Origin of the sequence: Pseudomonas sp. Eqa60, from assembly GCF_018326405.1 — a bacterium.
Classification (GTDB): Bacteria; Pseudomonadota; Gammaproteobacteria; order Pseudomonadales; family Pseudomonadaceae; genus Aquipseudomonas; species Aquipseudomonas protegens.
On record NZ_AP024342.1, the window covers coordinates 4,440,177 to 4,464,287 of the forward strand.

Consider the following 24,111-nt stretch of genomic DNA (forward strand, 5'->3'; position numbering starts at 1 on the left):
CCCGGTTGAATGAAGGCGCGAGTCTATCCCTCGCTTCGCGGTTTGGGGCCGGGCAAAGCTTTACCCGATATGTCCTGCATGCCTGGAACCAGAGCCCCAGGGGCGAAACGGGTTTAGCCGATGTTCGGAGAAAGCTTTATCATGGCCGCAGTTTTATCCATCGAGTCCGTCATGAAGTTCGCCATCGCCCTGTTCTCTGCCGCCCACGCGCCTTCCTCGCGCCGCGCCCTGCTGTTCGCCCAGGCGGCGCTGGCGGGCGGGCATGAAATTGTCCGGCTGTTTTTCTACCAGGACGGCGTCTACAACGCCGCCAACAGCATCGTCACGCCCCAGGACGAACAGGACCTGCCTCGGGAATGGCGCGAGTTTGTCGGCCAGCATCAACTGGACGGCGTGGTGTGCATCGCCGCAGCCCTGCGCCGGGGTGTGTTGAATGCTGACGAAGCCCAGCGCTATCAGCGTACGTCGGTGAGCGTCGAAGCCCCCTGGGAGCTCTCGGGGCTCGGGCAATTGCATGACGCGGTACAGGCCGCCGACCGCCTGATCTGTTTTGGAGGGGCGTGACATGGCCAAATCCCTGTTGTTGATCAGCCGTCAGGCGCCGTGGTCCGGCCCCGGCGCCCGGGAAGCGCTGGATATCGTCCTGGCCGGCGGCGCCTTCGACCTGCCCATCGGCCTGCTGTTTCTCGATGATGGCGTGCTGCAACTGGCGCCCGGGCAACAGGCCTCGCTGCTGCGCCAGAAAGACCTGAGCGCCAACCTGCAGGCGCTGTCGCTGTTCGGCGTCGACGAACTGTTTGCCTGCAGCGCCAGCCTCGCTGCCCGCGGCCTCGACCCGGCGAGCTTGAGTCTTGACGATGTACAGCTGCTGGACGCCCCGGAACTGGCCGGGATCATCGACCGTTTTGACCAGGTGATTACCCTCTGATGTCGACCTTGCATGTGTTGTCCCACTCGCCCTTCACCGACACCCGCCTGAGCAGTTGCCTGCGCCTGCTGGGCAGCGCCGACGGCCTGCTGCTGTGCGGCGACGCCGCCTATGCCCTGCAACCGGGCAGCGCCATTTGCAGCGAACTGAGCACCCGTAGCGGCTTGAATCTGTACGTGCTGGAAGAAGACCTGAATGCCCGCGGCCTGCCCCTGCCGGCCTGGGCCCGCGCGGTGGACTACCCGGGCTTCGTCGAGCTGTCCCTTCAGCATGACAAGGTCAACACCTGGCTATGAATACCTTGACCGTGGGCGTTCGCGCCATCGAACTGGACAAGGACGGCTACCTGGTCAACCTCGACGACTGGTCCGCCGACGTGGCGCAAGCGCTGGCCGCCAACGAAGAGCTTGAGCTGAGCGCGGAACACTGGGAAATCCTCGAACTGCTCCAGGGCTTCTACAGGGAATTCCAGCTGTCCCCGGCCACCCGCCCGCTGATCAAGTACACCGCCCTCAAGCTGGGCCCGGACAAGGGCAACAGCCTGCACCTGAACCGTCTGTTCAAAGGCACTCCCGCCAAACTTGCCGCCAAGCTGGCGGGCCTGCCCAAGCCGACCAACTGCCTATGAACGATTTCGCCCCCCTGCTCACCCAAACCCCGGAAGAACACCCTTTCGCCCAATTCGTGCGGATTCTCGGCAAGGGCAAGCGCGGCGCGCGCAACCTGACTCGCGAGGAAGCCCGGGAAGCCATGGGCATGCTGCTGGACGGCAAGGTCGAGGACACCCAACTGGGCGCCTTCCTCATGCTGCTGCGGCACAAGGAGGAAAGCCCGCAAGAGCTGGCGGGCTTCACCGAAGCCTTGCGCGAACGCCTGAACGCCCCGGCGATTGCCCTGGACCTCGACTGGCCGACCTACGCCGGCAAGAAGCGCCACCTGCCCTGGTACCTGCTGGCGGCCAAGTGCCTGGCACAGAACGGCGTGCGCATCCTGCTGCACGGCGGCGGCGCCCACACCGCCGGGCGCTTGTACACAGAGCAATTGCTGGAACCCCTGGGGATTCCCCTGTGCCGTGACTGGCAGGCGGTCAGCCAGGCATTGGACCAGGGCAACCTGGCCTTCATGCCCCTGGGGGACTGGGCGCCGCAACTGCAGCGCATGATCGACTTGCGCAACATCCTCGGCCTGCGCTCACCGATCCATTCCCTGGCGCGAATCCTCAACCCCCTGGGCGCCCGTTGCGGCCTGCAAAGCATCTTCCACCCCGGCTACCAGGCAGTGCACCGCGATGCCAGCGGCCTGCTGGGGGACAACGTCATCGTGATCAAGGGCGATGGCGGCGAGATCGAGATCAACCCGGACACCGCCAGCCATCTGTACGGCAGCACCGGTGGCGTCAGTTGGGACGAGGAATGGCCGGCACTGTCGGCGCAACGCCATGTGAAACCTGCCAGCCTGGAACCCGAGCACCTCAAGGCGCTGTGGCGCGGCGATGTAGAAGACAGCTACCCGCAACTGGCCCTGCTGGCGACCATGGCCCTGGCCTTGCGCGGCTTGGGCACGCCGCGGGAGCAGGCCTTCGCGCTGGCCCAGCAGTATTGGGATGCCCGAGACAGATCGATTTAATCGATCAAAACCGCCCATGCTTTGCGCTTTTTGTTCGAACCCAGGGGCATAGACTGCACTCCAACGCAAAACAGCCGAGGAGCATTTCATGGGTCTGCTGATCGAAGGGCGCTGGCATGACCAGTGGTACGAAAGCGGCAAGGACGGCGCTTTCCAACGGGAACAGGCGCAACGTCGCAACTGGGTCACTGCCGATGGCCGCCCCGGGCCCAGCGGTGAAGGCGGCTTTGCCGCCGAGGCCGGGCGCTACCACCTCTATGTCTCCCTGGCCTGCCCCTGGGCCCACCGCACGCTGATCCTGCGCAAGCTCAAGGGTCTGGAAAAGCTGATCGACGTCTCAGTGGTCAGCTGGCTGATGCGCGAGAACGGCTGGACCTTCGACACCGCCTACGGCTCCAGCGGCGACCCCCTGGACCACTTCGACTTCATGCACCAGCGCTACACCGCCGACACTGCGGACTACACCGGCCGCGTTACCGTACCGGTGCTGTGGGACAAACAACGCCAATGCATCGTCAGCAACGAATCGGCGGAGATCATCCGCATGTTCAACAGCGCCTTTGACGGCCTGACCGGCAACGCCCTGGACTTCTACCCGCAGCCGTTGCGCGCACGCATCGATGAACTCAACGCACGCATCTACCCCGCGCTGAACAATGGCGTGTATCGCGCCGGGTTTGCCACGTCACAAAAGGCCTATGAGTCGGCGTTCGATGATGTCTTTGCCGAGCTGGACGCTTTGGAAGCGTTGCTGGGTAAACAGCGCTACTTGGTCGGAGAGTACCTGACTGAAGCCGATGTGCGGCTGTTCACCACCCTGATCCGCTTCGACGCGGTGTACTACAGCCACTTCAAGTGCAACCTGCGGCGGATTGCCGATTACCCGAACCTGTCGAACTGGCTGCGGGAGCTGTACCAGTGGCCGGGGATTGCCCAGACCGTGGACTTTACCCACATCAAGGGGCACTACTACGCCAGCCACACCACCATCAATCCGACGGGGATTGTGCCGAAGGGGCCGTTACAGGACTTCAGCCGCGGCCATGATCGGCAGCGGTTGAGTGGGCAAGGGGTTTGGTGCAGGGGTTGAGGACGCTTTCGCCGGCAAGCCGGCTCCTACAACAGCGGGATGTGTAGGAGCCGGCTTGCCGGCGAAGCCTTTCAGACCTCGGACTGAGCGCCTTCGAACCAGGCCAGCTTCTCGCGTAGCTGGACCACTTCGCCGACGATCACCAGGGTCGGTGCGTGCACCTCATGCTCGGCCACCAGCGCAGGCAGGTTGCCCAGGGTGCCGGTGAAGACCCGCTGGTTGCTGGTGGTGCCCTGCTGAACCAGGGCCGCCGGGGTGTCGGCGCCGCGACCGTGCTTGATCAGTTGCTCGCAGATGGTCGGCAAGCCCACCAGGCCCATGTAGAACACCAGGGTCTGGGCCGGCGCCACCAAGTCGCTCCAGGGCAGGTTGCTGGTGCCGTCCTTGAGGTGACCGGTGACGAAGCGCACTGACTGTGCGTAGTCGCGGTGAGTCAGGGGAATCCCGGCATAGGCCGAGCAACCACTGGCCGCGGTAATCCCCGGCACCACCTGGAACGGAATGCCGTGGGCCGCCAGCTCTTCGATCTCTTCGCCGCCCCGTCCAAAGATGAACGGATCACCACCCTTCAGGCGCACCACCCGCTTGCCTTGCTGGGCCAGGGTCACCAGTTGCTGGTTGATCTGTTCCTGGGGCACGGCGTGATCGGCGCGACGCTTGCCGACGTAGATGCGTTCGGCGTCGCGGCGGCACAGCTCGAGAATCGCCGGCGCCACCAGGCGGTCGTAGAGCACCACATCGGCCTGCTGCATCAGGCGCAGGGCGCGGAAGGTCAGCAGGTCCGGATCACCCGGGCCTGCGCCCACCAGATACACCTCGCCCGGCGCATGAGGCGCCTTGCCCGCAATCTTGGCCTGCAACAGACGTTCGGCTTCCGCCCCCTGCCCCGCCAGCTGACGATCGGCAATGGGCCCTTGGAACACGTCCTCCCAGAACGCCCGGCGTTGCTGCACATCCGGAAACAGGCCTTTGACCTGGGCACGGAAACGCGCCGCCAACCCGGCCAGTTGGCCGTAGGTGGAAGGAATCCAGGTTTCCAGCTTGGCCCGGATCAGCCGCGCCAGCACTGGCGCATCGCCGCCACTGGAGACTGCGATGACCAGCGGCGAACGGTCGACGATGGCCGGGAAGATCACGCTGCACAGGGCCGGCGCGTCCACCACATTGACCGGCACGCAACGCCGATGGGCATCGGCGGAGACCTGGGCATTCAGGGATTCGTCGTCGGTGGCGGCGATGATCAGGGTGCAGCCGTCGAGGTCCGCCTCGACATACCCGCGCAATAGGGACTCACCGCCGCTGGCGACGATCAGTTCCTGCAATTGCGCTTCTATTTCAGGTGCGACCACTCGCAGCTGCGCACCGGCATCGGCCAGCAGACGGGATTTGCGCAAGGCAATCTCCCCTCCGCCGACCACCAACACACGACTGCCGCGAAGGTTGTGAAACAGCGGCAGATATTCCATTTAGCCGATGACCTCAAGGCCACCCATGTACGGCTTCAGCACATCCGGCACACGGATCGAACCGTCGGCCTGCTGGTAGTTCTCCAGCACCGCCACCAGGGTGCGGCCCACGGCCAGGCCGGAACCGTTGAGGGTGTGCACCAGCTCAGGCTTGCCGGTTTCCGGGTTGCGAAAGCGCGCCTGCATGCGGCGGGCCTGGAAATCGCCACAGTTGGAGCACGAGGAGATCTCGCGGTACTTGTCCTGGCTCGGTACCCAGACTTCCAGGTCGTAGGTCTTGACCGCACTGAAGCCCATGTCGCCGGTGCACAGGGCCAGTACGCGGTACGGCAGTTGCAGCAGTTGCAGGACTTTCTCGGCGTTGGCGGTCAGGCCTTCCAGGGCTTCCATGGAGGTCGACGGCTCGACCACCTGGACCATCTCGACCTTGTCGAACTGGTGCTGGCGGATCATGCCGCGGGTATCGCGACCCGAGGCACCGGCTTCACTGCGGAAGCATGGCGTGTGGGCGACGAACTTCAGCGGCAGTTGCTTCGGATCGAGGATCTCACCCGCCACGATGTTGGTCAGGGACACTTCGGCGGTCGGGATCAGGTACAGATCGGCTTCGCCTTCGCGAGTGATCTTGAACAGGTCTTCCTCGAACTTCGGCAGCTGGCTGGTACCCACCAGGGCCGGCGCCTGCACCAGGTACGGGGTATAGGCCTCTTCGTAGCCGTGCTCGCCGGTGTGCAGGTTGATCATGAACTGCGCCAGGGCGCGGTGCAGACGGGCGATCGGGCCGCGCAACAGGGCAAAACGCGCGCCGGACAACTTGGCGGCGGTTTCAAAGTCCAGCCAGCCGTGGGTTTCGCCCAGGGCCACGTGGTCCTTGATCGGGAAATCGAAGGCGGTCGGGGTGCCCCAGCGGCGCACTTCGACGTTGCCGTCTTCGTCTTCGCCCACCGGCACCGACTCGTGGGGCAGGTTGGGAATGCCGAACAGGATCGAATCCAGTTCGCTCTGGATGTTTTCCAGCTCCGCCTTGCCGGAGCTCAGCTCGTTCCCCATGCGCTCAACGTCGGCCATCAGCGGGGCGATGTCTTCGCCGCGTTGCTTGGCCTGGCCGATGGACTTGGAGCGCGCGTTACGTTCAGCCTGCAGTTGCTCGGTGCGGGTCTGCACGGTCTTGCGCTGTTCTTCCAGCGCTTCGATGCGTGCCACATCCAGGGCAAAGCCGCGGGATGCCAGACGATCCGCTACGTCCTGGAGGTTGCTACGTAACAGTTTGGAATCGAGCATGTCGTTCTCTCGTTTATCAAAGTTTGGTCAAGGACAGGCCGGCCCAGGTAGCAAGCAGCCCGCCGAATACACTCAGCGCCGCATAGCCCAGGGCCAGCGCCACTTGTCCGCTTTCCAGCAGACGCACGGTATCCAGTGAAAAGGATGAAAAAGTCGTCAGGCCACCGAGGAAGCCCACTATCAATCCGGCACGCACTTCGATCGGCACTTCCGGACGGACCAGGAATAGCCCGTACAACACGCCGATCAGCAGGCAGCCCACGATATTAACGGCCAGCGTCGCGGTATAGAAGTGCCGCGGCCAATTGGCGTTGATCCAGTTGCCGGTGGCAAAGCGCAACAGGGTGCCAGCCACACCGCCGGCGGAGACTGCGAGGATCAGGGGGATCAAGGTTTTCTCCGCTGCAAGGGGCTGGCCCGGTCCAGCGCGGCCAGGTGCTTGAGCTTCTCGCCGATCTTCAGTTCCAGGCCGCGGGGCACCGGTTGATAGAGCGGCAAGGGTTCGAGTTCTTCGGGGAAATAGTCTTCACCGGCGGCGTAGGCATCCGGCTCGTCATGGGCGTAGCGGTATTCGTCGCCGTAGCCCAGTTGCTTCATCAGCTTGGTCGGGGCATTGCGCAGGTGGATCGGCACTTCCAGCGAGCCGTGCTCGGCAGCAGCGCGCATGGCGGCCTTGAAACCCATGTACACGGCGTTGCTCTTCGGCGCACAGGCCAGGTAGGTGATGGCCTGGGCCACTGCCAGCTCGCCTTCGGGGCTGCCCAGGCGCTCCTGCACATCCCAGGCCGCCAGGCACAGGCTCAGGGCCCGCGGGTCAGCGTTGCCAATGTCTTCGCTGGCCATGCGCACCACGCGCCGGGCCAGGTACAACGGGTCGCAGCCGCCGTCGAGCATGCGCGCGAACCAGTACAGGGCGCCGTCGGGATTGGAGCCGCGCACCGATTTGTGCAACGCGGAAATCTGGTCGTAGAACGCCTCGCCGCCCTTGTCGAAACGCCGGCGGGTGTCACCCAGCAGGCTTTGCAACAGATCGACACTGATCTCGCCACCGTCTTCCGCCAGGTCCGAGGCGTTTTCCAGCAGGTTGAGCATGCGCCGGCCATCGCCATCGGCGGCCGACAGCAGCATCTGGAAGCCTTCATCGCTGAGGCTCAGCTGGCGCTTGCCCAGCCCCCGCTCCTCGGTCAGGGCGCGCTGTACCAGGGTGCCCAGGGCCGCTTCATCCAGGCTCTTGAGCACATAGACCCGCGCTCGGGAGAGCAAGGCGTTGTTGAGTTCGAAGGAGGGGTTTTCCGTAGTGGCGCCGATAAAGATCAGCGTGCCGTCTTCCACGTAGGGCAGGAAGGCATCCTGCTGCGATTTGTTGAAGCGGTGCACTTCGTCGACAAACAGAATGGTTCGCCGACCGTATTGCCCGGCCTGCTGCTTGGCGACTTCCACCGCCTGGCGGATCTCCTTGACCCCGGCCAGCACCGCCGAGACGGTTTCGAAGTGGGCATCCGAGACTTCCGCCAACAGCCGCGCCAGGGTGGTCTTGCCAACCCCGGGCGGGCCCCAGAAGATCATCGAATGCAGCGCGCCCTGCTCCAGGGCCTCGCGCAGCGGCTTGCCCCGGGCCAACAGGTGCTGCTGGCCAACGTACTCGTCCAGGTTGGTCGCACGCAGGCGTGCGGCCAGTGGCTGGGCAATCGGGGCACTACGAAACAGGTCCATGGACTACCTTCGAAACCTTGCGGTTGCGGCTGCTTATTCTTGGATCACATCGGCACCCTTGGGGATGTCGAACTTGAACTTGGACGCCGGGATGGCTTCGTTGGCCTTGACCCCGGTGAACAGGATATTGGTGCGCTGGCCAACGCTGTCGATCAACTGCATGTCGTTGATCATGCCGTTGCGAAACGACAGGCGCAGGCTGTCGAACAGGGTGTCGCGGGTTTTCGGCTTGAGGGTGAAGTCCATCACGCCGCCGGCTTCCTTGGAGGTGATGTCGAAGCTTTCGCTGATTTTCGACACGTCACCGGAGAGCAACAGGGCCGGGGTCTGGGTCAGACGCTGGTCAAGCTTCTTGATGGTCACCTGCTCCAGGTCCGGGTCCCACAGGGAGACTTTCTGGCCGTCGGAAACCATCAGCTGTTCTTGTGGCGCATCGGTGTGCCAGTAGAACAGGCCCGGGCGCTGCAGGGACATCTCGCCGGCGGTTTCCTGCAACTGGGTGCCGCTGCCATCCAGGGTCAGCTGGGAGAAACGCGCGGTCAGGGTCTGGGACTTTTCCAGCAACTGGGTCAGGCGCGCCACGTCTTTGGGGTCGGCGTGGGCCGACAAGGTGGTCACAGCCAATACCGGCAGCAGCAACATGCGAATCAGGCGCATGGAATTCCTCATTAATTGGATGGGTATACGAGCGGCGTGACTTCACGCCGCTGCAAGCGAAACAGGGATCAGTCGCGCGTCGGGCCCGGCGCCAGCACTTCGCGGGAGCCGTTGGTGTTCATCGCCGTCACCACCCCGGCCATTTCCATGGCTTCGATCATCCGGGCGGCGCGGTTGTAGCCAATCTTCAGCTTGCGCTGTACCGCAGAGATCGAGGCCCGGCGGCTTTCCAGGACGAACTGCACGGCTTCGTCGTAGAGCGCGTCGGCTTCCGGATCATCGCCGTCACCGCCACCGCTGCTGCCTTCGAAACCACTGCCCGCCTCTTCGACACCGTTGAGGATGTCGTCGTTGTATTCCGGCGCACCGCGCAGCTTCCAGGCCTCCACCACGCGGTGCACTTCATCATCGGAAACGAAGGCGCCGTGGACGCGGATCGGCAGGCTGGTGCCCGGCGGCATGTAGAGCATGTCACCGTGGCCCAGCAATTGTTCGGCACCGCCCTGGTCGATGATGGTCCGCGAGTCGATCTTGCTCGACACCTGGAACGCCATGCGGGTCGGGATGTTGGCCTTGATCAGGCCGGTGATCACGTCCACCGATGGGCGCTGGGTGGCGAGAATCAGGTGGATACCGGCGGCACGGGCCTTCTGGGCGATACGGGCGATCAGTTCCTCAACCTTCTTGCCGACGATCATCATCATGTCGGCGAATTCGTCCACCACCACGACGATGGTCGGCAGCTTGGTCAGCAGCGGCGCTTCGTCGTGAATGCTTTCGCGGTTGTACAGCGGGTCGGCCAGCGGGGTACCTGCTTCAATCGCTTCCTTGACCTTGGCGTTGAAGCCCGAGAGGTTGCGCACGCCCATCTTGGCCATGAGCTTGTAGCGCCGTTCCATCTCCGCCACGCTCCAGCGCAGGGCGTTGGCCGCGTCCTTCATGTCGGTCACCACCGGGCACAGCAGATGCGGAATGCCCTCGTAGATCGACAGTTCGAGCATCTTCGGGTCGATCATGATCAGCTTGGCGTCTTCCGGGCCGGACTTGAACAGGATCGACAGGATCATCGCGTTGACCCCCACCGACTTACCGGAACCGGTGGTACCGGCCACCAGCAGGTGAGGCATTTTCGCAAGGTCGGTGATGATCGGCTTGCCGCCGATATCGTGGCCCAGGGCCAGGGTGACCGGGGATTTGAAGTTGTCGTATTCAGGGGTCGAGAGCACTTCGGAGAAGCGCACGATCTGCCGGTCTTCGTTGGGAATCTCGATGCCCACGGTGGTCTTGCCGGGAATCACTTCCACTACGCGAACACTGGTCACGGCCAGGGAACGCGCCAGGTCCTTGGCCAGGTTGGCGATCCGGCTGACCTTCACCCCTGCCGCCGGCTGGATTTCGTAACGGGTAATCACCGGCCCCGGGTGGATCGAATCCACCGAGACTTCGACGCCGAACTCCTTGAGCTTGATCTCCAGCAGGTGGCCAACCGCCGCCAGGGATTCAGGGGAATAGTTCAGCTGTTTCTTTTCTGCCGGGTCGAGGATCGAGATCGGCGGCAAGGTGCCTTCCACCGCGCTGTCGACGAACAGCGGCACCTGTTTCTCTTTTTGCACGCGCTTGCTGGGCTCCGGCGCCTTGGTGGCGATCGGCGTGATCACTGGCGGCACCTGCTTTTCGCGCTCGGACATGTGCTTGCTCAGGGCCTGCTCGCGCTCGATAAGGCGCTCCTTGACCTTGGCCTGCTCGCGCTTGTCGGCCACGTTCGGGGTCACGACTTCATCGACCCGGGCATCCACTTCGCGCAATTGAGCCACCAGTTGCTTGCGCTCCACGCGCGCATCCCACCAGCGGTTGGCGGCGCCCTGGAACAGTTCGAACAGGTCGAGGGTGATCTTGCCGGTCACGTCCATCACCTTGAACCACGACAGGTCGGTGAACACCGTCAGGCCGAACAGGAACAGGGCAATGAACATCAGGGTGCTGCCCTGCACGTTCAGGGCATTCTTGGCCAGGTCGCCCAGGCTTTCGCCCAGGGCGCCACCGGCACCGGCCGGCAGGCCCGTGGCGGCATGGAAATGGATATGGGCCAGGGCGGCGCCCGACAGCACCAGGAACACCAGGCCAATCAGCCGCCAGGAAAACAGCCAGCCGCTCCACTGCCAGGGCTCATGGCGCTGGCGGAAGATCTGGTAGGTCTTGATCGCCAACAGCAGCGGGAAGATATAGGCGAAGTAACCCAACACCATAAACAGGATATCGGCGCTGTAGGAACCGGCCGGGCCACCGAAGTTCTGCACGTCTTCAATCTTGCTGTTATGACTCCAGCCCGGATCATCTTTCCCATAGGTCAGAAGTGCCATCATCAAGAACAGGCACAGGGCGCCAATGGCGATCAACGCACCTTCCTTGAGCCGGTAGTGCAATTGTTGACGCCAGAGCGGAACAACAGGTTTAGGTGCTGCGGTGGATTTCTTCAAAACGCGTCTTTTCCTGCGCCAAGGGCGCGTCCAACGGGTGATTGACTACAAGATACTGCTCAATCCGAGCAGGTAAATAAAGTTGACCGGCGTAACTGGGGCTACTTTTAACACTCTGCCCCTTGCTTCTGAAACAGTGCAATTCTGAATAAACCCGGTACAGCGTCGTATTGTACGGGTTTGTTCACGCCATGCCACGTCGGAACCCGACGACCAGCATAGTCAACGGCCTGTTACGCACTGTTCAATTGGAGCATGCATTCTCTTTTGTGACAAAGGCTTATGAGGTGTTTTTATGAACGATGCGAAGCATTCACGCCTGATCATTCTGGGCTCTGGCCCTGCCGGTTACAGCGCTGCCGTCTATGCCGCTCGGGCCAACCTCAAACCGACGGTGATCACCGGTTTGCAAGCCGGCGGCCAACTGACCACCACCACCGAAGTCGATAACTGGCCCGGCGATGTCGAAGGCCTGACCGGCCCGGTGCTGATGGAGCGGATGCAGAGACACGCCGAACGCTTCGACACCGAGATCGTCTATGACCACATCCACACCGCACAGTTGCAGCAGCGGCCGTTTATCCTCATCAGCGACAGCGGCACCTACAGTTGCGACGCGCTGATCATCGCCACCGGCGCCTCGGCGCAATACCTGGGCCTGCCCTCCGAAGAGGCCTTTGCCGGCAAGGGGGTTTCCGCCTGCGCCACCTGCGATGGCTTCTTCTACCGCAATCAGGTGGTAGCCGTGGTGGGCGGCGGCAACACCGCCGTGGAGGAGGCACTGTACCTGTCAAACATCGCCAAAGAAGTGCACCTGGTGCATCGCCGCGACAAGCTGCGAGCCGAGAAGATTCTCCAGGACAAGCTGTTCGACAAGGCCGCCAATGGCAATATCCGCCTGCACTGGAACCAGCACCTGGAGGAAGTGCTGGGCGATGCCAGCGGCGTGACCGGCGCCCGCCTCAAGGACAGCCACAGCGGAGAAACCAAGGATCTGGCACTGGCCGGGGTGTTTATCGCCATCGGCCACAAGCCCAATACCGATCTGTTCCAGGGCCAACTGGAGATGCGCGACGGCTACCTGCTGGTGCGTGGCGGCAGCGAAGGCAATGCCACGGCCACCGGCATCCAGGGCGTATTTGCCGCCGGCGACGTGGCCGACCACGTCTATCGCCAGGCCATCACTTCGGCCGGCGCCGGCTGCATGGCAGCGCTGGATGCGGAAAAATTCCTCGACGACAACTAAGCCCTCGCCCTACGCTTGTGGCGGGCCATCATCGGCCCGCCACCGCCCTCCCCTGCCGTAAGTCTGGATGCCATGCTGACCTGGTTACAACGCAACACACTCGACTTCCCGCCGCTGGAAAAGGCCATGCGCGAGCCCAATGGCTTGCTGGCCGCGGGCGGAGACTTGTCTGCCGACCGCCTGATCCAGGCCTATCGTCACGGCTGCTTTCCCTGGTTTTCCGAAGGCCAGCCGATTCTCTGGTGGTCCCCCGATCCGCGCACGGTGTTATTCCCGGACGAACTGCATGTCTCCCGCAGCCTGGGCAAACTGTTGCGCAAACAACGCTATCAGGTGACCTTCGATCAGGACTTTGCCGCAGTCATCAGCGCCTGTGCAGCGCCTCGCGCCTATGCCGACGGCACCTGGATCAGCGAAGCGATGCAACGCGCCTACCTGCAACTGCATCAACGCGGCTACGCCCATTCGGTGGAAGTCTGGGATCAGGGAGTGCTGGTGGGCGGCTTGTATGGACTGGCCATGGGGCAGCTGTTTTTCGGCGAGTCGATGTTCAGCCGCGCCGACAATGCCTCGAAATTCGGCTTTGCCACTCTGGTGGAACGCTTGAAGGCGTGGGGATTTGTGCTGATCGACTGCCAGATGCCCACCGAACACCTGCACAGCCTCGGCGCCCGATCCATTTCCCGGCCAGAGTTCGCGAATTACCTGAAACACCACCTGGACCTGCCGAGCCGCGCCATATGGGTTTCCTAGGCGGGTTTGCCGGGGGTGGCTTACACTTAATTGCAAAGCTTATTCCGAGGGTTGACTCATGACCGAGTTGGCGCGCCTGAAGTTCTATGCCACCCAACCCCACTCTTGCAGCTACCTGCCCGACGAACAGGCGACCACTCTGTTCCTCGATCCCAGCCAGCCCATGGACGTGCATGTCTACGCGGATCTGTCGGAAATGGGCTTTCGGCGCAGCGGCGATCATCTGTATCGCCCCCACTGCCAGAACTGCAACGCCTGCGTGCCGGCGCGCATTCCTGCTACACAGTTCCTGCCCAGCCGCCAGCAAAAGCGCATTCTCAAACGCAACAGCGACCTGACCGTACACGCGGCCAAACCCTGCTTCAGCGAAGAGTATTTCGACCTCTACCAGCGCTACATCGAGCAACGCCACGCCGATGGCGACATGTTCCCCCCAAGCCGCGACCAGTTCTCGACCTTTCTGGTTCGAGACCTGCCCTTCTCGCGCTTCTACGAGTTCCGCCTGGACGGCCGCCTGCTGGCCGTGGCGGTCACAGACCTGCTGCCCAATGGCCTGTCAGCGGTCTACACCTTCTATGAACCCGACGAAGAGCGCCGCAGCCTCGGGCGCTTTGCGATCCTTTGGCAAATCGGCGAAACCCTGCGCCTGGGGCTGGATGCGGTGTACCTCGGCTACTGGATCAAGAACTGCAAAAAGATGAACTACAAGACCCAATATCGCCCCATAGAGCTGCTGGTTAACCAGAGATGGGTGATCCTCAACTAGAAGGTCTTGGCTTAAACCCCACTTTTCGGGCACAATGCACGCCGCTTTTGCCTGGCGCAGTTGCACCGGGCCATTCATTGGACACCGAGGGCTTTACTGCATGTCGAAAGAAGACAGCTTCGAAATGGAAGGCACTGTCGTCGACACCCTGCCCAACACCATGTTTCGTGTGGAGTTGGAAAATGGGCACGTCGTAACCGCGCATATTTCCGGCAAGATGCGCAAGAACTACATTCGTATTCTTACCGGTGACAAAGTGCGCGTCGAGCTGACGCCCTATGACTTGAGCAAAGGGCGCATCACTTACCGCGCTCGCTAAGCAAGTCAATACAAGACGCCCGGTTATGCCGGGCGTTTTTGTTCGTCTGCAAAAAAACGTTTCAAACGCCAGATAGCACAAAGGCACCTCCCGGTGCCTTTGGCTGTACTGCTGTGTTATGCGGCGATCAAGCCATTTCCGCCGTGGTCTCGAAATCGAAGGTCAGCTCGCCATCCTTGATGTCGATGTGGACCACACCGCCATGGTCGGACAACTCGCCAAACAGGATCTCCTCGGCCAGGGGACGCTTGATCTTGTCCTGGATCAAGCGCGCCATCGGACGGGCGCCCATGGTCACGTCGTAACCACCGGCGGCCAGCCAGCTGCGAGCGGCATCGGTCACTTCCAGCTGCACGCGCTTGTCTTCCAGCTGCGCCTGAAGCTCGGTAAGGAACTTGTCCACCACGCTCTTGATCACTTCGTGGCTCAGGCGACCGAACTGGATAATAGTGTCCAGACGGTTGCGGAACTCCGGCGTGAAGCTCTTCTTGATCACTTCCATGGCATCGGAAGAGTGATCCTGATGCGTGAAGCCGATGGAGGCTCGCGCCGCAGTTTCAGCACCGGCGTTGGTGGTCATGATGACGATCACATTGCGGAAATCCGCCTTGCGCCCGTTGTTGTCGGTCAGGGTCCCGTGGTCCATCACCTGCAGCAGCAGGTTGAAGACTTCCGGGTGGGCCTTCTCGATTTCATCGAGCAGCAATACGCAATGCGGCTGCTTGGTGATGGCCTCGGTCAGCAAGCCACCCTGGTCGAAACCGACATAGCCGGGAGGCGCACCAATCAAGCGCGAGACGGTGTGCCGCTCCATGTACTCGGACATGTCGAAGCGTACCAGCTCGATCCCCATGGCCTTGGCCAACTGCCGCGCCGCTTCGGTCTTGCCGACACCGGTAGGACCGGCGAACAGGAAGGAACCGACCGGTTTGTCCGGCGATTTCAGGCCTGCACGGGACAGCTTGATCGCGGTGGACAGCGAATCGATCGCCGCATCCTGACCAAACACCGTCAGCTTGAGATCGCGCTCGAGATTGCGCAGCAGCTCTTTATCGGAACTGGTGACGTGTTTTGGTGGAATCCGCGCGATTTTCGCCACGATGTCTTCGACCTGGGCCACTTCGATGCGCTTCACGCGCTTCTCCGCCGGCTGCAGGCGCTGATAGGCCCCTGCCTCGTCGATGACGTCGATGGCCTTGTCCGGCATATGCCGGTCATTGATATAGCGAGAGGCCAATTCTGCAGCGGCACGCAGGGCTTCATCACTGTATTCGATACTGTGATGCTGCTCGAAACGCCCCTTGAGGCCGCGCAGGATGCCAATGGTGTCTTCAACCGAGGGCTCGGACACATCGACTTTCTGGAAGCGCCGCGCCAAGGCCCGGTCCTTCTCGAAAATGCCACGGAACTCCTGGAAGGTAGTCGAGCCGATGCAACGGATATCACCCGAGGACAGCAGCGGCTTGAGCAGGTTCGAGGCGTCCATCACCCCACCGGAGGCCGCACCGGCACCGATGATGGTGTGGATTTCGTCGATGAACAGGATCGCCTGAGGGCGTTTTTTCAGTTCGCCCAGCAGCGCCTTGAAGCGCTTCTCGAAATCGCCGCGGTATTTGGTACCGGCCAGCAACGCCCCGAGATCCAGCGAGTAGACGACGCTGTTGACCAGCAGGTCCGGCACTTGATTGTCGACGATGCGCTTGGCCAGGCCCTCGGCAATCGCGGTCTTGCCCACGCCTGCCTCACCCACCAGCAGCGGGTTGTTCTTGCGCCGGCGCGCCAGGATCTGCGCTACGCGCTCGACTTCCTGCTCGCGCCCTACCAACGGATCAATGCGGCCCTGACGGGCCAACTCATTGAGGTTGCTGGCATAGGCATCCAGAGGATTGCCCGAAGAAGACGACTCACCACCCTCTTCGTCCTGCATATCCTGTTCACCTTCAGAATGATCGCCATGCCCGGGCACCTTGGAGATGCCATGGGCGATGTAGTTGACCACGTCGATACGGGCAACGCTCTGCTGTTTCAGCAGGAACACCGCCTGGCTCTCTTGCTCACTGAAGATTGCCACCAGCACATTGGCACCGGTGACTTCACGCTTGCCCGAGCTCTGTACGTGAAAGACAGCACGTTGCAATACACGCTGGAAACCCAGGGTTGGCTGAGTTTCGCGATCCTCATCGTGCACGGGAATCAGCGGCGTTGTGGAGTCGATGAACTCCTGCAGGTCGTGCTTGAGTTTGTCGAGGTTTGCTCCGCAGGCACGTAAAACGGTGGCGGCGGCCTCATTATCCAAAAGAGCCAACAGGAGATGCTCGACGGTCATGAACTCATGACGCTTCGAACGGGCCTCCTTGAAGGCGAGATTGAGGGTGACTTCGAGCTCGCGGTTTAACATAGCTTCACCTCATACCCAAGTGGTCGGCGTTAACCGTCCTTCTCGATTTCACAGAGTAGCGGATGCTGGCTTTCCCGGGCGTACTGGTTGACCTGCATGGCCTTGGTCTCGGCGATGTCGCGGGTAAACAATCCACACACTGCCCGCCCTTCGGTATGGACGGCCAGCATGACCTTGGTCGCCAGCTCGCGATTCAGGTTAAAAAACATCTCGAGCACTTCGACGACGAAATCCATCGGCGTGTAGTCATCGTTGAACAAAACCACCTTGTACATCGGCGGCGCCTGGAGAGCAGGCTTAGCCTCCTGTACTGCCAAGCCAGCGGAATCGTCGTCGTGCAAGTCCGGGCGATCCTGATTGAATGTTAGTCGAATCTGGCTGATTGCATGCATGGAAAGAAAGGTTCGTCAGTTGTGCAAATACAGTGGTGGGGGCGCCCTGGAAGGATTTCAACTCCGACCGCCGGGTCAACTTGACTATCGGCAAAACGGTGTTACAACCAATAGGGCCCACATTGGGTAATAAACGTCCGCGGCGTCAACCTTTTTACCAAGCTTGGCGGCGGATGAACTGGATGATACTCCAGTGATGGAGTCTGTTGCAGAGGGATATGAGTATGGCTAGCGGTAAGGTCAAGTGGTTCAACAACGCCAAGGGTTATGGCTTTATTAATGAGGAGGGCAAGACTGACGATCTGTTTGCCCATTACTCGGCCATCGATATGGATGGCTACAAGACCTTGAAAGCCGGACAGGCTGTGAGCTTCGAAATCATCCAAGGGCCCAAGGGCCTGCATGCGATCAAAATCAGCGCGTTGAAGGTGCCCGGCGAAATCGTCACTGCCGAGGCCCAGCCCGAAAGTGCCCTGAGCTGATCCAACCAACATCCAGTCATGAAAAAACCGGCCGACTCAAGGGATTGAGTCGGCCGGTTTGCTTTGGGCGTCGTACAGCTTACATGTGCGAGATCAGCGCATCGCCGAAGGCCGAGGAAGACAGCAGGGTTGCACCGTCCATCAGGCGTTCGAAGTCATAGGTCACGGTCTTGGCCGAGATTGCGCCATTGGTGCCCTTGATGATCAGGTCGGCTGCTTCGGTCCAGCCCATGTGGCGCAGCATCATCTCTGCGGAGAGGATCAGCGAACCCGGGTTGACCTGGTCCTTGCCGGCATACTTGGGCGCGGTACCGTGGGTGGCTTCGAACATGGCCACGGTATCGGACAGGTTGGCGCCTGGTGCAATGCCGATGCCGCCCACTTCCGCCGCCAGGGCGTCGGACAGGTAGTCGCCGTTGAGGTTGAGGGTCGCGATCACATCGTATTCGGCCGGGCGCAGCAGGATCTGCTGGAGCATGGCGTCGGCGATGGCATCCTTGACGATGACGTTCTTGCCGGTTTTCGGGTTCTTGAACTGCATCCAGGGACCGCCGTCCAGCAGGGTCGCGCCGAACTCTTCGGCCGCCACTTCGTAGGCCCATTCCTTGAAGGCACCTTCGGTGAACTTCATGATGTTGCCTTTGTGCACGATGGTCAGCGAGTCGCGGTCGTTATCCACTACATATTGCAGCGCCTTGCGCGCCAGACGCTTGGTGCCCTGCAGGGAAACCGGCTTGACGCCGATGCCGCAGTTTTCGTCGAAACGGATCTTGGTGACACCCATTTCCTCCTTGAGGAACTTGATGACCTTGGTGGCTTCTGCCGAGCCGGCTTTCCACTCGATGCCGGCGTAAATGTCTTCGGAGTTTTCACGGAAGATGGTCATGTCCACGTCACCCGGCTTCTTCACCGGGCTGGGCACGCCTTCGAACCAGCGCACAGGGCGCAGGCATACATAAAGATCGAGTTGCTGACGCAGGGCCACGTTCAGGGAACGGATGCCACCACCGACCGGAGTGGTCAGCGGGCCCTTGATGGAAACCACGTAATCCTTCACTGCGTCCAGGGTTTCCTGAGGAAGCCAGGTGTCCTGGTCGTACACTTGAGTCGCTTTTTCCCCGGCATACACTTCCATCCAGGAAATCTTGCGTTCGCCGCCGTAAGCCTTCTTAACCGCAGCATCGACAACCTTGATCATGACCGGGCTGATATCAACACCAATACCGTCGCCTTCGATGAAAGGAATAATCGGGTTGTTAGGAACATTGAGAGAATGGTCTGCGTTGACGGTGATTTTGTCGCCGACTGCTGGAACCTGAATCTTCTTGTATCCCATGCTGAACTCCGTTGTGTGGATTGAACATCTGGCTGCGTTCGAGCGTACCCCAGTTGAATCTGGACGGGAACCTCATGTTCCACCCATATGCCGTGAAAGCTGCACAGTTCGCGGCCTACAAGCCTGAAAGCAAAGGGAAAAGTGCCAAAGTAAAGCACCCCGAGCGACTCTACGCCTGCACCCTGCCTGCGACCTTTAGACCAATGGACGAGAACGGGCGCCTATGAAGCATCGGCGTTTTGCTAGCTACCTATGTATAATGCCGCCGCTGACCACAGAGTCACGACGGCCGAACGCTCTGCTACCGACAAAACAAGCCGAGAATGGCCGCCCAAAGCCGGGTTGTTACCGCAGCCCACCCGCTTGACGCTCGACTGATGCACCCAACATCACCGCGAAGAAACCTCGACATTCGGCTCATGGATGACCTTTGAACGAAAGCGCTTACCCGGCGCACCTCGAGTTTCTGCGCACGCTTTAGCAAAGAAGAGAGTTAATCCGAATATGCCCACCCGCTCGAAGATCATCTACACCTTCACCGACGAAGCCCCGGCCCTCGCCACCTATTCCCTGCTGCCTATCGTAGAAGCCTTCACCGCTTCGGCTGATATCGCCGTGGAAACCCGCGACATCTCCCTGGCCGGCCGCATCCTCGCCAGCTTCCCTGAGCAGTTGGGTACCAAAGCGGTGCCGGACCACCTTGCCGAACTGGGCGAGCTGGCGGTCACCCCAGAAGCCAACATCATCAAGCTGCCGAACATCAGCGCCTCGGTCCCGCAACTGCAAGCCGCGATCAAGGAGCTGCAGGCCCAGGGCTATGCGCTGCCGGACTACCCAGAAACCGTGACCTGCGACGCCGACAAAGACGCCAAGGCGCGTTACGACAAGGTCAAGGGCAGCGCCGTGAACCCGGTCCTGCGTGAAGGCAACTCCGACCGCCGCGCTCCGCTGTCGGTAAAAAACTATGCGCGCAAGCACCCGCACAAGATGGGCGCCTGGGCCAAGGACTCCAAGTCCCACGTTGCCCACATGAGCAACGGCGACTTCTACGGCAGCGAAAAAGCGGCCCTGATCGAAGCAGCCGACAGCGTCAAGATCGAACTGATCGCCCTGGACGGCACTGCCACCGTCCTGAAGGAAAAGACCGCCGTGCAAGCCGGCGAGATCCTCGACTGCGCCGTAATGAGCAAAAAGGCCTTGCGCGCCTTCATCGCCGCTGAAATCGAAGACGCCAAGAAGCAAGGCGTACTGCTCTCGGTACACCTCAAGGCCACCATGATGAAGGTCTCCGACCCGATCATGTTCGGCCAGATCGTTGCCGAGTTCTATCAGGATGCCCTGAGCAAGCACGCCACCGTGCTGCAGGAAATCGGCTTCAACCTGAACAACGGCATCGGCGACCTGTACGCCCGCATCAAGGCGTTGCCTGCCGATCAGCAAGCCGCCATCGAAGCCGACATCCAGGCCGTCTACGCAGCCCGCCCTGCCCTGGCCATGGTCAACTCCGACAAAGGCATCACCAACCTGCACGTGCCGAGCGACGTGATCGTCGACGCCTCGATGCCTGCCATGATCCGTGACTCCGGCAAGATGTGGGGCACCGACGGCCAGCTGCACGACACCAAGGCCGTGATCCCGGACCGTTGCTACGCCACCATCTACCAGGCCGTGATCGAAGACTGCAAAGCCAATGGCGCGTTCGATCCGACCACCATGGGCAGCGTGCCGAACGTTGGCCTGATGGCGAAAAAAGCCGAAGAATACGGTTCCCACGACAAGACTTTCGAAATCAAGGCTGACGGCGTGGTTCGCGTCACTGACAGCAAAGGCAGCCTGCTGCTGGAGCAGAAAGTCGAAGCCGGCGACATCTTCCGCATGTGCCAGACCAAAGACGCGCCGATCCAGGACTGGGTCAAACTGGCGGTCAACCGTGCTCGTGCCAGCAGCACCCCGGCCATTTTCTGGCTGGACCCGATGCGTGCCCACGACGGCGTGATGATCGAGAAAGTTCAGGCCTACCTGAAGGATCACGACACCAGCGACCTGGACATCCGCATCATGTCCCCGGTTGAAGCCATGAAGTTCACCCTGGCCCGCACCCGCGACGGCAAGGACACCATCTCGGTGACCGGCAACGTACTGCGCGACTACCTGACCGACCTGTTCCCGATCATGGAACTGGGCACCAGCGCCAAGATGCTGTCGATCGTGCCGCTGATGAACGGTGGCGGCCTGTTCGAAACCGGCGCCGGCGGCTCGGCTCCCAAGCACGTACAGCAGCTGCTGGAAGAGAACTTCCTGCGCTGGGACTCCCTGGGTGAGTTCCTGGCCCTGGCAGCCTCCCTGGAGCACCTGGGCAACACCTACAACAACCCGAAAGCCCTAGTGCTGGCCAAGACCCTGGACCAGGCGACCGGCCAGTTCCTCGACAACAACAAGTCGCCATCGCGCAAAGTCGGCAACATCGACAACCGCGGCAGCCACTTCTACCTGGCGCTGTACTGGGCTCAAGCCCTGGCCGCCCAGACCGAGGACGCTGCCCTGCAAGCGCAGTTCAACACCCTGGCCAAGACCCTGACCGAGAACGAAGCGACCATCGTCGCCGAGCTCAACGCCGTCCAGGGCAAGCCCGTGGACATCGGTGGCTACTACAGCGCCAACCCCGAGCTGGTGAGCAAGGCCATGCGCCCGAGCGCCACCCTCAACGCGGCCATCGCTGCGCTGGTGTAAGCACGAGCGAACACACAAACCCCGGCCCCGCGCCGGGGTTTGTGCTTCTGGCGCCCGCAGCAACCGGCCTGTCGGCGAAACAGACAGCGCTCGCTTCGCCGGCAAGCCGGCTCCTACAATGCCCACCCTTTATAAAGGAGTGCCTTTATGGAATGGCAACCGCATATTACTGTCGCCACCATCGTCGAGGACCAGGGCAGCTTCCTGTTCGTCGAGGAATACCAGGGCGAACAAGCCGTGCTCAACCAGCCCGCCGGGCACCTGGATGCCAATGAAAGCCTGCTCCAGGCGGCCGTACGCGAAACCCTGGAGGAAACCGGCTGGGATGTGGAGTTGACCGGCGTGGTCGGCATCTACCTCTACACCGCCCCCAGCAACGGCGTGACCTACCAGCGCGTGTGCTTTGCCGCCAAGCCACTGCGCCATCATCCGGACTATCAGTTGGATGACGGCATCATCGGCCCGCGCTGGCTGAGCCGCGAGCAACTGCTGGAGCAACGGGCCAACTGGCGCAGCGAGCTGATCCTGCAGTGCCTGGACGATTACCTGGATGGCCAGTTGCACAGCCTGGCACTGATCCGACCAATGCTTTAACCGCAGTTTTAGCCTTGCAGGCCTCAGCCTGTTAGAATCGCGTCCTTTTTCAAGACACCCGTTGAATTCCTATGCGTGATCCAGCCCCTTCTGATAACCAAAAGAAGCGCGTCATTGTCGGCATGTCCGGCGGCGTGGATTCTTCCGTTTCCGCCCTCCTGCTGATGGAGCAGGGTTACCAGGTGGAAGGCCTGTTCATGAAGAACTGGGAGGAAGACGACGGAACCGAATACTGCACCGCCATGGACGACCTGGCCGACGCCCAGGCCGTGTGCGACAAGATTGGCATCAAGCTGCACACCGCCAACTTCGCCGCCGAATACTGGGACAACGTGTTCGAGCACTTCCTGGCCGAATACAAGGCCGGCCGCACGCCGAACCCGGATATCCTCTGCAACCGCGAAATCAAGTTCAAGGCCTTCCTCGACTACGCCATGATGCTCGGCGCCGACCTGATCGCCACCGGCCACTATGTGCGCCGCCGCGACATCGACGGCCGCACCGAACTGCTCAAGGGCCTGGACCCGAACAAGGACCAGAGCTACTTCCTCCACGCCGTTGGCGGCGAGCAGATCGCCAAGACCCTGTTCCCGGTAGGCGAGCTGGAAAAGCCCGAAGTGCGCGCCATTGCCGAAAAACACGACCTGGCCACGGCGAAGAAGAAAGACTCCACCGGCATCTGCTTTATCGGTGAGCGGCGCTTCAGCGACTTCCTCAAGCAATACCTGCCGGCCCAGCCCGGCGAGATCAAGACCACCGAAGGTGAAGTCATCGGCCGCCATCACGGCTTGATGTACCACACCATCGGCCAGCGTCAGGGCCTGGGCATCGGCGGCCTGAAAGACGCCGGCGAAGAGCCGTGGTACGTGCTGATCAAGGACCTGGAGCACAACGAGCTGATCGTGGGCCAGGGCAATGATCACCCCTGGCTGTTCTCCCGCGCCCTGCTGGCCTCCGACATCTATTGGGTCAACCCCATCGACCTGAGCCAGCCGCAACGCCTGACCGCCAAGGTGCGCTACCGCCAGAGCGACCAGCCCTGCACCCTGGAAAAGACCGCCAACGGCTACCGCGCCACCTTCGACGACCCACAGCGCGCCGTCACTCCCGGCCAGTCCGTGGTGTTCTACGACGGCGAGATCTGCCTCGGTGGCGGCGTGATCGAAGTGGCCGAACCCTGGAGCAGCAAGGACGCCCGTCCATGAGCCCGATTCAGGAACAACTGACGGCGCTGGGCGGTGTATTCCTGGCCGCCGTGCTGGTCGACCGGATCGCCAAGACCGGCCAGGTCAGCGAAGCGGCCTTGAGCTGCATGCTCGGCAGTCTGCTGATCCGCGACCCGAAAGACACCCTGGAAGTCTACGGCGGCGACGACATCAACCTGCGCGAGGGTTACCGGGCCCTGATCGGCGCCCTGGAGCGCGACCCCAGCACCCTGCAGCGCGAACCACTGCGCTACGCTTTGTCGATGCTCGGCCTGGAGCGCCAGTTGGCCAAGCGCGACGACCTGCTGGAGACCATCGGCAAACGCCTGCCGCAGATCCAGTCCCAGGTAGAACATTTCGGTCCAGCCCACGAAAACGTCATCGCCGCGTGCGGCGGGCTGTACCAGGACACCCTGAGCACCCTGCGCCAGCGCATTCAGGTGCACGGCGACATGCGCAACCTGCAGCAGCCCAGCAATGCCTCGAAGATCCGCGCCCTGCTGCTGGCCGGCATCCGCTCGGCACGCCTGTGGCGACAGCTGGGCGGCCATCGCTGGCAACTGGTGATCAGCCGGCGCAAATTGCTCAAAGAGCTTTATCCGTTGATGCGCAGCAGCTGAGCTGCGCCTGATTTTTCAAGAGCTGCGCGTAA

General features: G+C 61.8%; 24 protein-coding genes. 15 read left to right on the forward strand and 9 right to left on the reverse strand.

What is annotated here, in order from left to right:
* Positions 1-171 precede the first annotated feature (171 nt).
* The 6 genes from tusD (at position 172) to KI242_RS19995 (ending at position 3,644) form a co-directional block, all read left to right on the forward strand.
* Positions 172-564, forward strand: a complete 393-nt coding sequence (gene tusD, locus KI242_RS19970; RefSeq protein ID WP_019092899.1) for a sulfurtransferase complex subunit TusD — start codon at positions 172-174, stop codon at positions 562-564.
* Between the two features lies 1 nt (position 565).
* Complete coding sequence (gene tusC / locus KI242_RS19975) at positions 566-928, forward strand: sulfurtransferase complex subunit TusC (RefSeq protein WP_015636278.1); 363 nt, start codon at positions 566-568, stop codon at positions 926-928.
* Entirely contained in the window at positions 928-1,224 is a 297-nt protein-coding gene (gene tusB, locus KI242_RS19980; RefSeq protein WP_015636279.1) for a sulfurtransferase complex subunit TusB, read from the forward strand. The genes tusC and tusB overlap by 1 nt, the downstream gene beginning before the upstream one ends.
* Positions 1,221-1,556: a TusE/DsrC/DsvC family sulfur relay protein gene (locus tag KI242_RS19985; protein ID WP_015636280.1), complete on the forward strand. Its 336-nt coding sequence runs from the start codon at positions 1,221-1,223 to the stop codon at positions 1,554-1,556. Before tusB ends, KI242_RS19985 begins: the two co-directional genes overlap by 4 nt.
* Positions 1,553-2,554 (forward strand): glycosyl transferase family protein, encoded by a 1,002-nt coding sequence (locus KI242_RS19990; protein ID WP_015636281.1) that lies wholly within the window; start codon positions 1,553-1,555, stop codon positions 2,552-2,554. Before KI242_RS19985 ends, KI242_RS19990 begins: the two co-directional genes overlap by 4 nt.
* A gap of 88 nt (positions 2,555-2,642) precedes the next feature.
* The gene (locus KI242_RS19995; protein WP_015636282.1) at positions 2,643-3,644 is read left to right on the forward strand and encodes a glutathione S-transferase family protein; all 1,002 of its coding nucleotides are present in this window, start codon (positions 2,643-2,645) and stop codon (positions 3,642-3,644) included.
* A gap of 71 nt (positions 3,645-3,715) precedes the next feature.
* Here the strand turns inward: KI242_RS19995 and cysG are convergent, their stop codons facing one another.
* The 6 genes from cysG to KI242_RS20025 all read right to left on the reverse strand — a co-directional run bounded on the left by cysG (position 3,716) and on the right by KI242_RS20025 (position 11,238).
* Positions 3,716-5,110, reverse strand: coding sequence for a siroheme synthase CysG (gene cysG / locus KI242_RS20000; RefSeq protein ID WP_011062163.1), 1,395 nt, complete (start codon positions 5,108-5,110; stop codon positions 3,716-3,718).
* Entirely contained in the window at positions 5,111-6,391 is a 1,281-nt protein-coding gene (gene serS, locus KI242_RS20005; protein ID WP_015636283.1) for a serine--tRNA ligase, read from the reverse strand. It abuts the gene before it with no gap.
* A gap of 16 nt (positions 6,392-6,407) precedes the next feature.
* Complete coding sequence (gene crcB, locus KI242_RS20010; protein ID WP_011062165.1) at positions 6,408-6,782, reverse strand: fluoride efflux transporter CrcB; 375 nt, start codon at positions 6,780-6,782, stop codon at positions 6,408-6,410.
* Entirely contained in the window at positions 6,779-8,104 is a 1,326-nt protein-coding gene (locus tag KI242_RS20015; RefSeq protein ID WP_015636284.1) for a replication-associated recombination protein A, read from the reverse strand. The genes crcB and KI242_RS20015 overlap by 4 nt, the downstream gene beginning before the upstream one ends.
* Before the next feature lie 33 nt (positions 8,105-8,137).
* Positions 8,138-8,761, reverse strand: coding sequence for an outer membrane lipoprotein chaperone LolA (lolA, locus tag KI242_RS20020; RefSeq protein ID WP_011062167.1), 624 nt, complete (start codon positions 8,759-8,761; stop codon positions 8,138-8,140).
* A gap of 68 nt (positions 8,762-8,829) precedes the next feature.
* Positions 8,830-11,238 carry a DNA translocase FtsK gene (locus KI242_RS20025; protein WP_015636285.1) on the reverse strand — a complete coding sequence of 803 codons (2,409 nt, stop codon included), beginning with the start codon at positions 11,236-11,238 and terminating at the stop codon, positions 8,830-8,832.
* A gap of 295 nt (positions 11,239-11,533) precedes the next feature.
* On the opposite strand from KI242_RS20025, the gene trxB reads away from it, so the two are divergent.
* From trxB to infA, 4 genes are all read left to right on the forward strand, one after another.
* Positions 11,534-12,484, forward strand: a complete 951-nt coding sequence (gene trxB, locus KI242_RS20030; RefSeq protein ID WP_212805478.1) for a thioredoxin-disulfide reductase — start codon at positions 11,534-11,536, stop codon at positions 12,482-12,484.
* A gap of 72 nt (positions 12,485-12,556) precedes the next feature.
* Complete coding sequence (aat, locus tag KI242_RS20035; protein ID WP_015636287.1) at positions 12,557-13,237, forward strand: leucyl/phenylalanyl-tRNA--protein transferase; 681 nt, start codon at positions 12,557-12,559, stop codon at positions 13,235-13,237.
* Between the two features lie 58 nt (positions 13,238-13,295).
* On the forward strand, positions 13,296-14,003 hold the full coding sequence (locus KI242_RS20040; RefSeq protein ID WP_015636288.1) for an arginyltransferase: 708 nt from the start codon (positions 13,296-13,298) through the stop codon (positions 14,001-14,003).
* A gap of 100 nt (positions 14,004-14,103) precedes the next feature.
* Positions 14,104-14,322, forward strand: coding sequence for a translation initiation factor IF-1 (infA, locus tag KI242_RS20045; RefSeq protein WP_002553999.1), 219 nt, complete (start codon positions 14,104-14,106; stop codon positions 14,320-14,322).
* Positions 14,323-14,449: 127 nt separating this feature from the next.
* On the opposite strand, the gene clpA is transcribed toward infA, so the two are convergent.
* Together clpA and clpS are read right to left on the reverse strand one after the other, a co-directional pair.
* The gene (gene clpA, locus KI242_RS20050) at positions 14,450-16,720 is read right to left on the reverse strand and encodes an ATP-dependent Clp protease ATP-binding subunit ClpA (RefSeq protein WP_011062172.1); all 2,271 of its coding nucleotides are present in this window, start codon (positions 16,718-16,720) and stop codon (positions 14,450-14,452) included.
* A 29-nt stretch (positions 16,721-16,749) separates the two neighbouring features.
* A complete protein-coding gene (gene clpS, locus KI242_RS20055) occupies positions 16,750-17,112 on the reverse strand; it encodes an ATP-dependent Clp protease adapter ClpS (RefSeq protein ID WP_011062173.1) in 363 nt (120 codons plus the stop codon).
* A gap of 218 nt (positions 17,113-17,330) precedes the next feature.
* On the opposite strand from clpS, the gene cspD reads away from it, so the two are divergent.
* The gene (cspD, locus tag KI242_RS20060) at positions 17,331-17,594 is read left to right on the forward strand and encodes a cold shock domain-containing protein CspD (protein ID WP_019092905.1); all 264 of its coding nucleotides are present in this window, start codon (positions 17,331-17,333) and stop codon (positions 17,592-17,594) included.
* Between the two features lie 79 nt (positions 17,595-17,673).
* On the opposite strand, the gene icd is transcribed toward cspD, so the two are convergent.
* Positions 17,674-18,930 carry an NADP-dependent isocitrate dehydrogenase gene (gene icd / locus KI242_RS20065; RefSeq protein ID WP_011062175.1) on the reverse strand — a complete coding sequence of 419 codons (1,257 nt, stop codon included), beginning with the start codon at positions 18,928-18,930 and terminating at the stop codon, positions 17,674-17,676.
* Positions 18,931-19,434: 504 nt separating this feature from the next.
* On the opposite strand from icd, the gene KI242_RS20070 reads away from it, so the two are divergent.
* The 4 genes from KI242_RS20070 (at position 19,435) to hflD (ending at position 24,079) form a co-directional block, all read left to right on the forward strand.
* Entirely contained in the window at positions 19,435-21,660 is a 2,226-nt protein-coding gene (locus KI242_RS20070; RefSeq protein ID WP_053159441.1) for an NADP-dependent isocitrate dehydrogenase, read from the forward strand.
* Between the two features lie 147 nt (positions 21,661-21,807).
* On the forward strand, positions 21,808-22,254 hold the full coding sequence (locus KI242_RS20075) for an NUDIX hydrolase (RefSeq protein WP_053152686.1): 447 nt from the start codon (positions 21,808-21,810) through the stop codon (positions 22,252-22,254).
* Positions 22,255-22,325: 71 nt separating this feature from the next.
* Positions 22,326-23,459, forward strand: coding sequence for a tRNA 2-thiouridine(34) synthase MnmA (mnmA, locus tag KI242_RS20080; protein ID WP_053159443.1), 1,134 nt, complete (start codon positions 22,326-22,328; stop codon positions 23,457-23,459).
* Complete coding sequence (gene hflD / locus KI242_RS20085; RefSeq protein WP_011062179.1) at positions 23,456-24,079, forward strand: high frequency lysogenization protein HflD; 624 nt, start codon at positions 23,456-23,458, stop codon at positions 24,077-24,079. The genes mnmA and hflD overlap by 4 nt, the downstream gene beginning before the upstream one ends.
* The last annotated feature ends 32 nt before the right edge of the window (positions 24,080-24,111 follow it).